This window comes from Arthrobacter sp. GCM10027362 (assembly GCF_042679445.1).
In the GTDB taxonomy this organism is placed as follows: domain Bacteria; phylum Actinomycetota; class Actinomycetes; order Actinomycetales; family Micrococcaceae; genus Crystallibacter.
Genome location: NZ_JBHTML010000023.1, coordinates 18,109 through 32,564, shown reverse-complemented (window position 1 = coordinate 32,564; position 14,456 = coordinate 18,109). Strand labels below are relative to the sequence as shown.

Below are 14,456 nucleotides of genomic sequence, written 5' to 3'. Positions count from 1 at the left end.
GGCGCTGGACGCCGCGCAGAAGGCGGCACAGGCCAAGGCCGCCGCCGCGCAGAAGGCGGCACAGGCGGCAGCCGCGAGGAAGACCGCCCAGGCGAAGGCCGCCGCGGCGAACAAGCCCGTTAACGATCCGGCCGGGGCCAAGGCCTACGCGGCCGGGCAGTTGCGTAGCTTCGGCTGGGCTGCCTCGGAGATGACCTGCCTGGACAAGCTCTGGGTCCGGGAATCGAACTGGACCACTACTGCCACGAACCCCAGCAGCGGGGCGTATGGCATCGTTCAGTCCCTGCCCGGCGAAAAGATGGCCTCGGCGGGTGCCGACTGGCGGACCAATTACGAGACCCAGATCGACTGGGGGCTGGACTATATCGACGGCCGCTACGGTTCGCCCTGCAACGCCCTGCAGTTCCATTACGCCAACAACTGGTACTAAAACAACCGGTGCCAAAGAGCAGGGGCGCCTGCTGCCACGGCCGGGCCGGCCCGCCGGGTCCGCCGCGGCCCGGTGTGGGGGACCTCGGACCGGATTACGGCTGTCCGGCATGCAGGTCTTACCCTTAACAGGTGAGCTTGACCATCCCCGCCCCCGGTTCCAGCACCAGTGACGCACCTGTCCGCACCTACCAGGTGCGCACTTTCGGGTGCCAGATGAACGTCCACGACTCCGAGCGCCTGGCCGGACTGCTGGAGGAAGCCGGGCTGGTCAGGGCCGAAGGCGGGCAGGCCGACGTTGTTGTCTTCAACACCTGTGCGGTCCGCGAGAACGCGGACAACAAGCTCTACGGCAACCTCGGCCAGCTGGCACCGATCAAGGAGCGCAACCCGGGCATGCAGATCGCCGTCGGCGGCTGCCTGGCGCAGAAGGACCGGGAGGCCATCCTGCAGAAGGCGCCGTGGGTGGACGTGGTCTTTGGCACCCACAACGTCGGTTCGCTGCCGGCCCTGCTGGAGCGGGCGCGGCACAACAATGAGGCCCAGCTGGAAATCCTCGAGTCCCTGGACGTCTTCCCCTCGACGCTGCCGACCAAGCGGGACGCGGTATACTCCGGCTGGGTATCGATCTCGGTCGGCTGCAACAACACCTGCACCTTCTGCATCGTCCCGTCGCTGCGCGGCAAGGAACGCGACCGCCGTCCGGGGGAGATCCTGGCCGAGATCCAGGCGCTGGTGGACGACGGGGCCATCGAGGTGACGCTGCTGGGCCAGAACGTGAACTCCTACGGCGTCGAGTTCGGCGACCGCGGGGCCTTCGCCAAGCTGCTGCGCGCCTGCGGGCAGATCGAGGGCCTCGAGCGCGTGCGTTTCACCAGCCCCCACCCGGCGGCCTTTACCGACGACGTGATCGAGGCGATGGCCGAGACGCCCAACGTCATGCCGCAGCTGCACATGCCGCTGCAGTCCGGTTCGGACAAGGTGCTCAAGGACATGCGCCGGTCCTACCGGTCCAGGAAGTTCCTGGGCATCCTGGAGAAGGTCAGGGAGCGGATCCCGCACGCGGCCATCTCCACTGACATCATCGTCGGCTTCCCCGGTGAGAGCGAAGAGGATTTCCAGGCCACGCTCGACGTCGTCGAGCAGGCCCGCTTTGCCAGCGCCTTTACCTTCCAGTACTCCAAGCGGCCCGGCACGCCCGCCGCCGGGCTGCCGGACCAGCTGCCCAAGGCCGTGGTGCAGGAACGCTACGAGCGCCTGATCGCACTGCAGGACCGCATCGCCGCCGAGGAGAATGCCAAGCAGGTAGGTACCCAGGTGGAGGTGATGGCCACAGCCGCGCAGGGACGCAAGGCCAGCGAGACGCACCGGCTCTCCGGCCGGGCCCGGGACCAGCGGCTGGTGCACTTCTCCGTGCCCGCCGGCGCCGAGGTGCCGCGGCCGGGAGACTTGGTCACCGTGACCATCACCGAGGCCGCGCCGTTCCACCTGATAGCAGATCCGGCCGGCCCGGCGGAGTACTCGGTGCGCCGCTCCCGGGCCGGGGACGCCTGGGACCGGTCCCAGGCCGATTCCTGCGCGGTTCCGGCGCCGGGGCCCGGCAGGGGCGCGAAGGCCGTTTCGCTGGGCATGCCCGTGCTGCCGCTCCGGTCCAGCTAAGCGGCGGCCTGCCGACAGTGGGCGCAGCTGCCGCACCAGCCGGGACAGCCGGCGTCCCGCCGGTGATCGCCGTCGTCGGACCCACCGGCTCGGGCAAATCCGACCTCGCCGTCGCCCTTGCCGAGCGGCTGGACGGCGAAGTTATCAACGCGGATTCGATGCAGTTCTACCGTGGCATGGATATCGGCACGGCGAAGATGACGCTCGAGGAGCGCCGCGGCGTACCGCACCACCTGCTGGACATTCTGGACGTGCGTGAGGAAGCCAGCGTGTCGGATTTCCAGGCGCAGGCCCGTGCCGCGGTGGCGGAGATCCATGCCCGCGGCCGGCGCGCCATCCTGGCCGGCGGATCCGGCCTGTATGTGCGGGCCGCACTGGACGTTATCGAGTTCCCCGGCACCGATCCGAGGCTCCGGCAGCGCCTCGAACGCGAGCTGGAGGCCGGAGGGATTCAGGCGCTGCGCGAACGGCTGCGCAGCGTCGACCCGGTCTCCGCGGAACGCCTCGGCGATGCACGGCGGATCGTCCGGGCACTGGAGGTCAACGAGCTCACCGGCCGGCCCTTCAGCTCGTTCATGCCCGAGCGCCGCTATTTCCAGCCGGCCGTGCAGGTCGGGCTGGCGGTGGACCGCGAGGCGCTGAAGGAGCGGCTTGCCGTGCGCGTGCACCGGATGGCCGCGGCCGGGCTGCTCGAGGAGGTGCGGGTCCTGGACGCCCGCGGGCTGCGCGCCGGCCGGACCGCGTCCCGCGCCCTGGGCTATGCCCAGTTCCTGAAGGTGCTGGACGGGCAGTGGGGCGTGGCGGAGGCGGTGGCCGACACCATCGCCGCCACCCGCAAGTTCGCCCGCCGGCAGCTGACCTGGTTCCGGGCCGACCCGCGCATCGGCTGGTTCGGCTGGCAGGATCCGCAGCTGGTCCCGAAGGTGCTGGAGCATATTGCCAACGCTTAGCCGCCTCCCATTGCTCGCACGCTCGCGATGCGGCCCTCGGCCAGAGGGCTGCCGGGGGTCCCCGTGCGCCAAGCGTGCGGGGAAGGCAGCGAAAAGTGAAGCGGCCGGGGTCCCCACCCGAGCCTGCGAGGGATGGGGTAGGTGCTGAACGCTAAGCTGGAAGGGTGAGCTTGACTATTTCCACCGACGCGGCCAACCTGCCCGCGGATATGTCCGCGCTGGCCGGCCTGCCCTTCGCCAAGGGCCACGGTACGGGCAACGACTTCATCCTGGTGTCCGATCCGGACGGCGCCCGCGAGATCGCCCCGGCCGCCGTGGCCGCCTTGTGCGACCGCCACCGGGGAATCGGCGCGGACGGACTGATCCGTGCCATCCGCTCCGACCGGTTGCCGGAAGGCCGCGCGCTGCTGGCCTCCGAGCCGGCGGCCGAATGGTTCATGGACTACCGCAACGGCGACGGCTCGGTATCCGAAATGTGCGGCAACGGCGTGCGGGTCTTCGTGCACTTCCTGATCGACCAGGGCCTGGTGCAGCTGGCCGAGGGCCAGTCGCTGACCATCGGCACCCGGGCGGGAGTCAAGGTGGTGTCCCGCTCCGCCAACGGCTATGCGGTGGACATGGGGCCGTGGACCTTCATCTTCCCCGACCATGCGGCCGCCAAGTCCATGGACTCGGTAGTGCAGGCCGACGGACTGGAGGTGCCGCGCCCGGCCTTGAGCATCAGCATGGGCAATCCCCACACGGTGGTGGCGCTGGCGGAGCTGGCCGAGCTGGCCGCGACCAAGCTGTACGAGGCGCCGCAGGTCCAGCCGCTACCCGAGCACGGCACCAACGTCGAGTTCGTCGTCCCGGCGGACCCGCTGGTGGTGGACGGGGCCGGCAGCATCACCATGCGGGTGCATGAGCGGGGCGTGGGCGAAACCCAGTCCTGCGGCACCGGGGCCTGCGCCGCCGCGGCGGCGATCCGCTACTGGGCCGGGGCCGGCGCCCCGGACGACTGGCAGGTCAAGGTCCCCGGCGGCGTCGTGCGCGTGAGGTTCCTGCCCCGCGCCGATGGACCGGAGCATGTGGAACTGAGCGGCCCGGCGGTGCTGGTCGCCCGCGGAAGCATCGCCTAAGCGCCCCGATCTCTAGCGGCGGCGGATCCGCAGCACGCGGAAGGCCTTGGACGTACTGTCCCGGCTTACCTGGAAGTCGGCGGGCAGTTCGGCCGCGAGCCAGCGCTGGAGCGAATCGGCGCCGAGGTTCTTCTGCACCACCAGCCAGGCGGTGCCCCCCGAAGCCAGCCGCGGCAGCCAGAGCAGCAGCAGCGAGTGCAGTTCGTTCTTGCCGATCCGGATCGGCGGATTGGACCAGATGGTGTTGAAGCGCAGCTGCGGGTCCACTTCCTCCGGCAGGCAGGCGTGCACATTGGCCAGGCCGAGGGCCCGGGCATTCTCGTTGGTCAGGGCAATGGCGCGTTCGTTGACGTCCACTGCGGTGACCGTCGCGCCCGGGGACTTCAGGGCCATGGTCAGGGCCAGCGGACCCCAGCCGCAGCCGATGTCCAGGAGCTGGCCGGTCGGCGGGGGCGGCGGAACCTCGGCCAGCAGGACGGCAGTACCTTTGTCGATGCCGTCGGGGCTGAAGATGCCGCCGGAGGTGGTCAGGTGGCGGGTTGCGCCGTCGAGGACAGCCGTGAGCGGCCTGCGCGCCTCGGGTGTGCCCGGCCGGGTGCTGAAGTAGTGATCGGAGGCCATAATCCGCCACAGTAATGCGCGGGCGGCCGAAAGGGTATCTAGGCGGACCTAAGCCTGGCTGCGGTCGGCAGCAGACGGAAGCCCCGCGGAGGACTACGATGGATTGACAGACTTCTCAAAGGAGAGCATGACGACGAACAGCAAAGGCCAGCCGGCCCAGGAACCGGAAATGAGCCAGGAGGAAATCCAGGCCGTCATTGACCGGATCCTGTCGAAGGACCAGGCCGCCCGCACCAAGACGGGATCCGGGCCTGCGCCCGGCATCGGCGGCCGGGCCCAGGCCATTTCGGCACTTGACGCCGAACATTCGGAGTTCGACGGCGACCAGCAGGACCTCGAGGAGCGGCGCGCGCTGCGGCGCGTGGCGGGGCTGTCCACCGAGCTCGAGGACGTCACCGAGGTCGAGTACCGCCAGTTGCGGCTGGAACGGGTGGTGCTCGCCGGGGTGTGGAGCGAGGGAACCGCCGAGGACGCGGACAACTCCCTGCGCGAACTGGCGGCGCTGGCCGAAACGGCCGGCTCCGAGGTGCTCGACGGCGTCGTGCAGCGCCGCCTGAAGCCGGACCCGGGCACCTTCCTCGGTTCCGGCAAGGCGCAGGAGCTGCGCGATATTGTCACGGCAACGGGCGCGGACACCGTAATCGTGGACAGCGAGCTTGCCCCCTCCCAGCGCCGCGGTCTCGAGGACATCGTCAAGGTCAAGGTGATCGACCGTACGGCGCTGATCCTGGACATCTTCGCCCAGCACGCCAAGAGCCGCGAAGGCAAGGCGCAGGTGGAGCTGGCCCAGCTCGAGTACCTGCTGCCACGGCTGCGCGGCTGGGGCGAATCCATGTCCCGGCAGGCAGGCGGCCGGGTGGGCGTGGCCGGCGGCGGCATCGGCTCCCGCGGCCCCGGCGAGACCAAGATCGAACTGGACCGCCGGCGGATCCGCACCCGGATGGCCAAGCTGCGCCGCGAGATCAAGGCCATGCAGCCGGCCCGGGAAACCAAGCGGGCCAACCGCAAGCGCAACGCCGTGCCGTCGGTGGCGATCGTCGGCTACACCAACGCCGGCAAGTCCTCGCTGCTGAACCGGCTGACCAATGCCGGCGTCCTGGTCGAGAACGCGCTCTTTGCCACCCTGGATCCCACGGTCCGGCACGCGACCACGGCGGACGGGCTGGGCTACACGCTCACGGACACTGTCGGTTTTGTCCGGTCGCTGCCCACGCAGCTGGTCGAGGCGTTCCGCTCCACCTTGGAGGAGGCCGCCGACGCGGACCTGATCCTGCACGTGGTGGATGCCTCGCATCCGGATCCGGAGGGGCAGATCGCTGCCGTGCGGCAGGTACTGGCCGAGGTGGATGCGCGCAAGATCCCGGAGATCATCGTGCTGAACAAGGCCGACGTGGCGGACCCCTTCACGGTCGAGCGGCTGCGCCTGCGCGAGAAGCACCATGTGGTGGTCTCGGCCCGGACCGGGCAGGGCATCGAACAGCTGCTGGCGGCCATCAGCGACGGCATTCCGCGGCCCAGGGTCCGGCTGGACCTGCTGGTGCCCTACAACCGCGGAGACGTGGTGAGCCGGCTGCACGAGCCGGATGCGGAGATCCTCTCGATGGAGCATCTGGAGAACGGCACCCGGCTGGCGGTCATGGTCCGCGAAGGGCTGGCCGCCGAGCTGGAACCCTTCATCGTCCATGGGTGAGGCGAAGTCCCCGGGCGCGGAGCCGCTGCGGCTGCTGGACCTGGCCGTCTCGGCCATGGGCGGGCAGAACCGGCCCGGCCAGCACGAGATGGCCGCCCGCGTGGCCGAGGCCATTGACGAGGGCCGGCACCTGCTGGTGCAGGCCGGCACGGGCACCGGCAAGTCCCTGGCCTACCTGGTCCCGCTCATCGAGCATGCCCTCGGCAGCGACAAGCCCGCCGTCGTCGCCACCGCCACCCTGGCCCTGCAGTCCCAGATCGTCAACCGGGACCTGCCGCGGCTGCTGCAGGCGATCGGACCCGAGCTGCCGCGGCCGGTGGACGTTGCGCTGCTCAAGGGCCGCAGCAACTATCTCTGCCTGCACAAGCTGGACGGCGGTTTCCCGGAGGACGACGAGCCGCAGGCGCTGTTCAGCCTGGGTGAGGAGGCCGTCCCGCATCCGGCACCGGCCGGCGGCCGCGCCGGGGCGGGCGCGGCGTCGGCCCTGGGTCGCGAGGTGCTCCGGCTGCGCGAATGGGCCGAGGAAACTGCCACCGGGGACCGGGACGAACTGGTGCCCGGCGTCAGCGACCGGGCCTGGCGGCAGGTCTCGGTTACCTCGATGGACTGCCTGGGCGCGCAGAAGTGCCCGATGGCCCAGGAATGCTTCAGCGAACTGGCCCGGGCGCACGCCGCCGAGGCGGACGTCGTGGTCACCAACCACGCCCTGCTGGCGATCAATGCCTTCGAGGGACTGGCGGTGCTGCCGGACTACGATGTGGCGGTCATCGACGAGGCCCACGAGTTGCAGGACCGCGTCACCGGCGCAGTCAGCGGGCAGCTGTCGGCCGCGATGGCCCGGACCGCGGCCTCCGCGGCCCGCAAGCACACCGGAATCAGTGTCGAGGCGCTGAATGCCGCGGCCCGGAATCTCGAGGCGGCCCTCGAGGACGTGCCCACGGGCCTGGTCTCTGCCGGGCTGGCCGAGGCGTTGGAACTGGCCCTGGCCCAGCTGCGTGAGGCCTGCCGGACGGCGCTGTCCGATTCCAAGCCCGACGGCAGTGCCTCGGCCGACGGCGGGCGGCAGATAGCCCGGTCCCGGCTGGTGGCGGTGCTGGAGCTGTGCGAGCGGCTGCTTGCCGCCGGGGAGACCCGCGAGGTCGTGTGGACCACGCGGACCAACAGCTTCGCGGCGCCGGGGGACTACACGCCGGCGGACGAGGCGGCTCCGGCGACGCTGAACGTGGCGCCGCTGTCGGTGGCCGCCCGGCTGCGCGAGGGCCTCTTCGACGGGCATACGGTGGTGCTGACCTCCGCCACGCTGGCCGTCGGCAGCGCGTTCGACGACGTGGCCGGCTCGCTGGGCCTGCTCGGCGAGGGCGCGCCGGCGTGGAGCAGCGCGGACGTGGGCAGCCCGTTCGACTATCCCCGGCAGGGCGTGCTGTACGTGGCCGCGCACCTGCCCAAGCCGGAACGGGGAACCAGCGCCGAACAGTTCGATGAGCTGGAGGCCTTGCTGAAGGCCTCCGGGGGAGGGGCCCTGGGCCTGTTCTCCTCACGCCGGGCGGCCGAGGACGCGGCGGCGGAAATGCGCCGCCGGCTGCCGCTGGAGATCCTCTGCCAGGGCGAGTCCTCGATGGCCGTACTGGTGCGCCAGTTCGCCGCCGAGCCGGCTACCTGCCTGTTCGGCACCATGACGTTGTGGCAGGGTGTGGATGTTCCCGGCGAGGCCTGCCGCCTGGTCGTGATCGACCGCATCCCGTTCCCGCGCCCGGATGATCCACTGATGACCGCCCGGACCCGCGCCGTTGCCCAGGCCGGGGGCAACGGCTTCATGACGGTCTCCGCCACGCATGCGGCGGTCCGGCTGGCGCAGGGCGCCGGGCGGCTGATCCGTGCGGCGGGGGACCGCGGGATGGTGGCGGTGCTGGATTCGCGGCTGGCCAATGCCCGCTACGGCGGTTTCCTGCGCAGCGCGCTGCCGCCGTTCTGGGCTACCCGGGACCGCGCCACCGCCCTGCAGATCCTTGAGCGGCTGGCGGCCGCGGCCGGTGCCCGGAGTCAGTAGCTGCCGGCGCGAGTCGTTCAGAGCGAGCGCAGCACGGAGACCACTTTGCCCATGATGACGGCGTGGTCCCCGAGGATGGGCTCGTACTGGGTATTCTGCGGCAGCAGCCAGGTGTGGCCGTCCCGCTGGCGGAAGGTCTTCACGGTCGCCTCGTCGTCGAGCAGGGCGGCGACGATATCCCCGTTGACGGCGGTGGACTGCTGGCGGACCACCACCCAGTCGCCGTCGCAGATGGCCGCGTCAACCATCGAATCACCGGAGATCTTAAGCATGAACAGTTCGCCGTGGCCGACCAGTTGGCGCGGCAGGGCCATCACGTCCTCCACCACCTGGTCGGCCAGGATCGGCCCGCCGGCGGCAATCCGGCCCACGAGCGGAACCATGGCGGTGTCGGAGGAGCTGGCCAGCTCGGCCACGGCCGCACCGCTGGCGCTGCGCAGCCGCTCCGGTTCCCGGACCCCGGGGATCTCCACCGGGCCCGCCTCCAGCGTCAGGTGGGTAAGCACCTCCATGGCCCGGGGGCGCTTGGGGTCGCGGCGGATGTAGCCGAGCTTTTCCAGCTGGGACAGCTGATGGGTGACACTGGAGAGGCTGGCCAGGCCGACTGTGTCGCCGATCTCCCGCATGGATGGGGGGTAGCCGTGGTCATTGACCGAGCGCTGGATGGTTTCCAGGATCTTCTTCTGGCGCGGGGTCAGGCCCTTGGAGGGCGTTTTGACGGTCTTGGCGCCCGACGACGCCGCGCCGCGGCCGCGCCCCTGGCTTCCGCCGGTGTTCCTGGTGCTCTTCTCGGTCATCGCCGCGCCCGGTCCTTCGTGTCGGGAATTTTGTCAGGAGCGGCTGATCCACTGGCTTCACGATCCAGCACCCCTCCTGCGATTAACGCTAGTCGGCCGCGGGGCTCATTTCAAACATTTGTTCGACTTAACCTCGACAAGGTTCGTCGCTGAGTGCTAGAAAAGGAACCTGTTCATTCGAATACAGTTTCGAACATTTGTCCTTCTACAGGCCGTGGGGCATCTATGCGTTCGAAAAAAGGGAAGGCAGGCACATGTCCGCACAGCTTGGCGCGCACTTTACTGCGCACTTCACTGCGCAGTTGGCCGCGCAACCGGCACCGGTGAAACCGGTGCGCTCCACGATCCGGCTCACCCGGCGGGGCCGGCTGGTCCTGGCCGGCCTGCCGCTGATGCTCGGCGCCGGGCTGATGCTGCTGCTGGCCGGGGCCTTCTCCTCGCCGGCCAAGGCCTCGGGGGCGCTGTCGGCGCCGGAAACGGTCCGGGTCACCGTCGGGGCAGGGCAAACCCTGTGGGACATCTCCACCAGCGTGGCTCCGCAGCGGCACCCGCAGGAGGTGATTGCCGAAATCGTGCAGCTGAACAACCTCGAGGGCACCATCGTCCACGCCGGACAGCAGGTGTTTGTTCCCTCGTCCCGCTGAAGCGGCCCGCCCTGCCCGCGCCCGCAGGATCCAGGCGTAACGCACCACCCATCCGTAAGATCAGCCCCTCCGTAATATCAGCCCATCCGTAATATCAGCGGCAATACCGCCGCCTGCAGCCGGCAGATTCCAGCCCGGCGGAGCCGGGAGCTTAAACTGGCGTGGTGAGTGACCAGCTTGAACGCCTGAACCGACTGCCGCTGCGGGACAATCTGCGGGGACTGATGCCTTATGGCGCACCCCAGTTGCATGTCCCCATTCTCCTGAACGTCAACGAGAACACCCATCCGCTGCCGGAGAAGGTACGTGCAGCCATCGTGGCATCGGTGGAGGAGGCAGTCGCCGGACTCAACCGCTACCCGGACCGGGAGTTTACGGAGCTGCGGGAGGCGCTGGCCCGCTATCTTGGCCACGGCCTGACTCCGGCCGAGATCTGGGCAGCCAATGGCTCCAACGAAGTGCTGCAGCAGATCCTGCAGGCGTTCGGCGGTCCGGGGCGCCGGCTCCTGAGCTTTCCGCCCACCTATTCGATGTATCCGCTGCTGGCCAGCGGCACCGATACCGAGTACGTGGCGGGCCAACGGAGCGCCGACTTTACCCTGACGGCCGAGGCAGCTGCCGGGGCGGTGGCAGCCAGCAAGGCCAACATCGTCTTCCTCTGCTCCCCGAACAACCCCACCGGCACGGCACTGGGCCTGGACGTAGTCGAAGCCGTGTACGAGGCGGGGGCGGCCCGGAATGCCATCGTCGTCGTCGACGAGGCGTACGCAGAATTTGCCCATGCCGGTACCCCGAGCGCGCTGTCGCTGCTGCCGGGTCGCGAACGCCTGATCGTCTCGCGCACCATGAGCAAGGCCTTCGCCCTGGCCGGCGCACGCCTCGGCTACCTCGCCGCCGCCCCGGAAATCGCCGACGCGCTGCGGCTGGTCCGCCTGCCGTACCACCTGTCGGCGGTTACCCAGGCTACAGCCCTGGCCGCCCTTGAGCACGCGGACACGCTGCTGGCCAATGTGGAGGACATCAAGGGCCAGCGGGACCGCATCGTCGACGAACTTACCGCCCTCGGCCTGACTCCGGCGCCGTCGGATTCCAACTTCGTCTTCTTCGGCGGACTGAAGGATCCGCATGCGGTCTGGCAGGGGCTGCTGGAGGCCGGCGTGCTTATCCGCGACGTCGGCATCCCCGGGCACCTGCGCGTTACCGCAGGCACCGAGGCCGAGACCACGGCCTTCCTGGACCGGATCCGGGAACTGGTCTGAACCTGCGCCTCTGCGGCGTCTTCTAAACTGGTAACAGTGGCCGGTTCCGCCATGGCCGGCTTGCCATTTCTTCAAAGGATTTCAATGACCGTGGAAACAGCCATCGGACGGACCGCGCGCCTGGAGCGCACGACCAGCGAATCGTCGGTACTGGTTGAGGTGAACCTCGACGGCACGGGGCGCTCCGAGATCAGCACCAGCGTTCCGTTCTACGACCACATGCTCACCGCGCTGGCCAAGCACTCGCTGATCGACCTGACGGTCAAGGCCACGGGGGATACGCACATTGACGTCCACCACACGGTCGAGGATGTGGCCATCACCTTCGGCGAGGTGCTCAGGTCCGCGCTGGGCAGCAAGGCGGGCATCCGCCGCTTCGGCGAAGCCACGGTGCCGCTGGACGAGGCCCTCGCCCACGCCGTCGTCGATATTTCCGGCCGGCCCTACCTGGTCCACGGCGGCGAGCCCGCGGGGCAGGAGTACCACCTGATCGGCGGGCACTTCACCGGCTCGCTGACCCGGCACGTTTTCGAAGCCATCACCCTGCACGCGCAGATCTGCCTGCACATGCGGGTGCTGGGCGGGCGGGATCCGCACCATATTGTCGAGGCCCAGTTCAAGGCCTTCGCCCGCGCCCTGCGCGCGGCCGTCGAGCCGGATCCGCGGGTTGAGGGCATTCCGTCAACCAAGGGCGCGCTGTGAACCGCAGGCCCAAGGTCACCGTCCTGGACTACGGGTCCGGGAACGTCCGCTCGGCGGTCCGTGCGCTGGAACACGTCGGCGCGGAGGTCACCCTCAGCCACGCCAGCGAGGACGTGCTCAACGCCGACGGGCTGGTGGTGCCGGGCGTCGGTGCCTTCGCCACCGTCATGGAGGGGCTCAAGGCAGTGGATGCCGTGCGCTGGATCGGCCGCCGCGTAGCCGGCGGGCGCCCTGTGCTGGGCATTTGCGTGGGCCTGCAGGTGATGTTCGAGCAGGGTGTGGAACACGGGGTGCGCACCGCGGGCATTGGCGAGTGGCCGGGCACGGTGGAACTGCTGCCGGCGGACGTGGTCCCGCACATGGGCTGGAACACCGTCAAGGCTCCGGAGGGCACCCGGCTCTTTGACGGGATCGGGGACGAACGGTTCTACTTCGTCCATTCCTACGGCGTGCAGCACTGGAACTTCGAGGTCACGCAGCCGGCCATGAAGCCGCCGCTGGTAACCTGGTCCGAACACGGTGCGCCGTTCATCGCCGCCGTCGAAAACGGACCGCTCAGCGCCACCCAGTTCCATCCGGAGAAATCCGGCGACGCCGGTGCCGGGTTGCTGCGCAACTGGCTCGGAACCCTGCGGTAGCCGCGCGTGTGGAGCGTACTTCTGATGGGCCTGGCCGGCCTGCTGGCCGGCGGCGCCATCTCCTTCCGCAGCCAGAAACTGCCCAAGGCGCTGGTCATCGCCTTCTGGGTGCTGGCGGCGATGTCCCTGCTCGCGGCCTACCTGCTGACCCTGGGCCCGGTCAGGTAATCCCGCCGGGCAGCCCGGGCCTCGCACTGCCGGCCCGGCAGGACCGGGCGCCCTCAACGACAACCTTCTGTGAGCTTCTTCGAGCTCCGTGAGAAAGCGGATGAACATGACAACGAACGTGACAACGAATACGGCCGAAATCCTGGAACTGCTGCCGGCCGTGGACGTGGCAGACGGCCAGGCGGTGCGCCTGGTCCAGGGCGAGGCCGGCAGCGAGACCAGCTACGGCGATCCGCTCGAGGCCGCCATGGCCTGGCAGAACGATGGCGCCGAATGGGTGCACCTGGTGGACCTGGACGCCGCCTTCGGCCGGGGCTCGAACAGCGACCTGCTCCAGCGCGTGGTGACCGAGCTGACGATCAAGGTCGAGCTCTCCGGGGGCATCCGCGATGACGCCTCCCTGGACCGAGCCTTGGAGCTGGGCGCGGCGCGTGTGAACCTGGGCACCGCCGCGCTGGAGAACCCCGAGTGGACAGCCCGTGCCATCGCCAAGTACGGGGACGCCATCGCCGTCGGCCTCGATGTCCGCGGCACCACGTTGGCGGCGCGCGGCTGGACCAAGGAAGGCGGCGACCTCTGGGAGGTGCTCGCCCGCCTCGAGGATGCCGGCTGTGCCCGCTATGTCGTCACCGACGTCACCAAGGACGGCACGCTGCAGGGCCCGAACCTCGGACTGCTCAAGGAAGTGGCCTCGCGCACTGCCAAGCCGGTAGTCGCCTCCGGAGGCATCTCCAGCCTCGACGACCTGGCCGCGCTGCGCAGCCTGGTCCCGCACGGCGTCGAGGGCGCCATCGTGGGCAAAGCGCTGTACGCGGGCAAGTTCACCCTGCCGCAGGCGCTGGACGTCGCCGGGCGGCGCTAGGAGCACGCGCAGTGGAAAAGCGCGAATTGCCCGGCCATATCGCTGCCGCCCTGGCCGGAGCCGGCGGTACGGCGGATTCGGCCGGGGTCTCCTGGGAGGGGCGGGACCTGAGCGGCCCCGGCAACCCCCTGCACAACTTCGACCGGGACGACGGGGCGGCGGACGCCGGTGTGGTGGCCGCGCGGGAGGCCCTGCGGGCCGGCACCGGGACCGAGGCTGCCGTGGTGGCCGCACTGTCCAGCGCGCGGGTCTTTGTTCCCGTCATTGCCCGGCTCGGGGAGGAAGCGGCAGGTGCCCACGGCGTGGCCGCCGACAAGCAGGCCGATATGGCGCTGGTGACCCTGCAGGCGCCGGACGGCAGGCGAGCCATGCCGGTCTTCACGACGACGGCGGCGCTTACCGCCTGGCATCCGGAGGCCAGGCCGGTGGCCGTCTACGCACCGCGGGCCGCGCTGTCCGCGGTGGCCGAAAAGTCCGAACTGCTGGTGCTGGACCCGGGGGCGGAGCTGACCTTCGTAGTCCGCCGCCCGGCCGTCTGGGCCCTGGCCAAGCAACAGGACTGGACACCTTCCTACCAGGACGAGTCCCTTCCCGGCACCGTCGGCGCCGCCGTGGCCGGGGAGCCCGACGTGCTGCGGGCACACCTGGAGCCGGGCAGCGGGGTGGCGAGCCGGACCGGGGACGGCAGGATCGTGGCCGGGGGTGGACCCGGGCCCGAACTGGCGCTGGTGCTGCAGGTCAGGGACGGACTGGAACCGGCGGACCTGCAGGCCATCGCCCGGCGGATCCAGCAGTTGCTGGGCACGGACCAGGAATTTGCCGAGCGGGTGGACTCGCTGGAAGTGAGGTTCACCCGCTAAGCCGAAGAGCTG

Annotated in this window: 14 protein-coding genes and 1 pseudogene; 13 read left to right on the top strand and 2 right to left on the bottom strand. The window is 69.9% G+C overall.

The genetic code is table 11. From position 1 onward, the window contains the following. The 4 genes and pseudogenes from ACFQ36_RS06160 to dapF form a co-directional block, all read left to right on the top strand. Positions 1-430: pseudogene (locus ACFQ36_RS06160) on the top strand (hypothetical protein); the annotation flags it as partial. A 131-nt stretch (positions 431-561) separates the two neighbouring features. After that, positions 562-2,088, top strand: coding sequence for a tRNA (N6-isopentenyl adenosine(37)-C2)-methylthiotransferase MiaB (miaB, locus tag ACFQ36_RS06155; RefSeq protein ID WP_377011673.1), 1,527 nt, complete (start codon positions 562-564; stop codon positions 2,086-2,088). Between the two features lie 17 nt (positions 2,089-2,105). After that, complete coding sequence (miaA, locus tag ACFQ36_RS06150; RefSeq protein ID WP_377011671.1) at positions 2,106-3,038, top strand: tRNA (adenosine(37)-N6)-dimethylallyltransferase MiaA; 933 nt, start codon at positions 2,106-2,108, stop codon at positions 3,036-3,038. A gap of 209 nt (positions 3,039-3,247) precedes the next feature. Then, entirely contained in the window at positions 3,248-4,156 is a 909-nt protein-coding gene (gene dapF, locus ACFQ36_RS06145; protein ID WP_377011677.1) for a diaminopimelate epimerase, read from the top strand. Between the two features lie 12 nt (positions 4,157-4,168). On the opposite strand, the gene ACFQ36_RS06140 is transcribed toward dapF, so the two are convergent. Further along, positions 4,169-4,777 (bottom strand): class I SAM-dependent methyltransferase, encoded by a 609-nt coding sequence (locus ACFQ36_RS06140; protein ID WP_377011669.1) that lies wholly within the window; start codon positions 4,775-4,777, stop codon positions 4,169-4,171. 127 nt (positions 4,778-4,904) lie between these two features. On the opposite strand from ACFQ36_RS06140, the gene hflX reads away from it, so the two are divergent. After that, the gene (gene hflX, locus ACFQ36_RS06135) at positions 4,905-6,467 is read left to right on the top strand and encodes a GTPase HflX (protein WP_377011667.1); all 1,563 of its coding nucleotides are present in this window, start codon (positions 4,905-4,907) and stop codon (positions 6,465-6,467) included. Further along, positions 6,460-8,514 (top strand): ATP-dependent DNA helicase, encoded by a 2,055-nt coding sequence (locus tag ACFQ36_RS06130; protein ID WP_377011665.1) that lies wholly within the window; start codon positions 6,460-6,462, stop codon positions 8,512-8,514. The genes hflX and ACFQ36_RS06130 overlap by 8 nt, the downstream gene beginning before the upstream one ends. Positions 8,515-8,531: 17 nt before the next feature. Here the strand turns inward: ACFQ36_RS06130 and lexA are convergent, their stop codons facing one another. Further along, positions 8,532-9,311 carry a transcriptional repressor LexA gene (lexA, locus tag ACFQ36_RS06125; RefSeq protein ID WP_377011664.1) on the bottom strand — a complete coding sequence of 260 codons (780 nt, stop codon included), beginning with the start codon at positions 9,309-9,311 and terminating at the stop codon, positions 8,532-8,534. Positions 9,312-9,565: 254 nt separating this feature from the next. On the opposite strand from lexA, the gene ACFQ36_RS06120 reads away from it, so the two are divergent. From ACFQ36_RS06120 to ACFQ36_RS06090, 7 genes are all read left to right on the top strand, one after another. Then, positions 9,566-9,955: a LysM peptidoglycan-binding domain-containing protein gene (locus ACFQ36_RS06120; RefSeq protein ID WP_377011662.1), complete on the top strand. Its 390-nt coding sequence runs from the start codon at positions 9,566-9,568 to the stop codon at positions 9,953-9,955. Positions 9,956-10,119: 164 nt separating this feature from the next. Continuing rightward, positions 10,120-11,214 (top strand): histidinol-phosphate transaminase, encoded by a 1,095-nt coding sequence (locus ACFQ36_RS06115; protein WP_377011660.1) that lies wholly within the window; start codon positions 10,120-10,122, stop codon positions 11,212-11,214. A gap of 84 nt (positions 11,215-11,298) precedes the next feature. Then, positions 11,299-11,916: an imidazoleglycerol-phosphate dehydratase HisB gene (gene hisB, locus ACFQ36_RS06110; RefSeq protein ID WP_377011658.1), complete on the top strand. Its 618-nt coding sequence runs from the start codon at positions 11,299-11,301 to the stop codon at positions 11,914-11,916. After that, positions 11,913-12,554: an imidazole glycerol phosphate synthase subunit HisH gene (gene hisH, locus ACFQ36_RS06105; protein ID WP_377011656.1), complete on the top strand. Its 642-nt coding sequence runs from the start codon at positions 11,913-11,915 to the stop codon at positions 12,552-12,554. The genes hisB and hisH overlap by 4 nt, the downstream gene beginning before the upstream one ends. Before the next feature lie 6 nt (positions 12,555-12,560). Further along, on the top strand, positions 12,561-12,722 hold the full coding sequence (locus ACFQ36_RS06100) for a hypothetical protein (RefSeq protein ID WP_377011654.1): 162 nt from the start codon (positions 12,561-12,563) through the stop codon (positions 12,720-12,722). A 106-nt stretch (positions 12,723-12,828) separates the two neighbouring features. Beyond that, the gene (gene priA / locus ACFQ36_RS06095) at positions 12,829-13,584 is read left to right on the top strand and encodes a bifunctional 1-(5-phosphoribosyl)-5-((5-phosphoribosylamino)methylideneamino)imidazole-4-carboxamide isomerase/phosphoribosylanthranilate isomerase PriA (protein WP_377011675.1); all 756 of its coding nucleotides are present in this window, start codon (positions 12,829-12,831) and stop codon (positions 13,582-13,584) included. An 11-nt stretch (positions 13,585-13,595) separates the two neighbouring features. Continuing rightward, the gene (locus ACFQ36_RS06090) at positions 13,596-14,444 is read left to right on the top strand and encodes an SseB family protein (protein ID WP_377011652.1); all 849 of its coding nucleotides are present in this window, start codon (positions 13,596-13,598) and stop codon (positions 14,442-14,444) included. Positions 14,445-14,456: the final 12 nt, after the last annotated feature.

Bases quoted from the DNA above. Each gene is read 5' to 3' on its own strand.
- dapF (WP_377011677.1), top strand. From the start codon at position 3,248: ATGTCCGCGCTGGCCGGCCTGCCCTTCGCCAAGGGCCACGGTACGGGC.
- ACFQ36_RS06140 (WP_377011669.1), bottom strand. From the start codon at position 4,777: ATGGCCTCCGATCACTACTTCAGCACCCGGCCGGGCACACCCGAGGCG.
- hflX (WP_377011667.1), top strand. From the start codon at position 4,905: ATGACGACGAACAGCAAAGGCCAGCCGGCCCAGGAACCGGAAATGAGC.
- ACFQ36_RS06130 (WP_377011665.1), top strand. From the start codon at position 6,460: ATGGGTGAGGCGAAGTCCCCGGGCGCGGAGCCGCTGCGGCTGCTGGAC.
- lexA (WP_377011664.1), bottom strand. From the start codon at position 9,311: ATGACCGAGAAGAGCACCAGGAACACCGGCGGAAGCCAGGGGCGCGGC.
- ACFQ36_RS06120 (WP_377011662.1), top strand. From the start codon at position 9,566: ATGTCCGCACAGCTTGGCGCGCACTTTACTGCGCACTTCACTGCGCAG.
- hisB (WP_377011658.1), top strand. From the start codon at position 11,299: ATGACCGTGGAAACAGCCATCGGACGGACCGCGCGCCTGGAGCGCACG.
- priA (WP_377011675.1), top strand. From the start codon at position 12,829: ATGACAACGAACGTGACAACGAATACGGCCGAAATCCTGGAACTGCTG.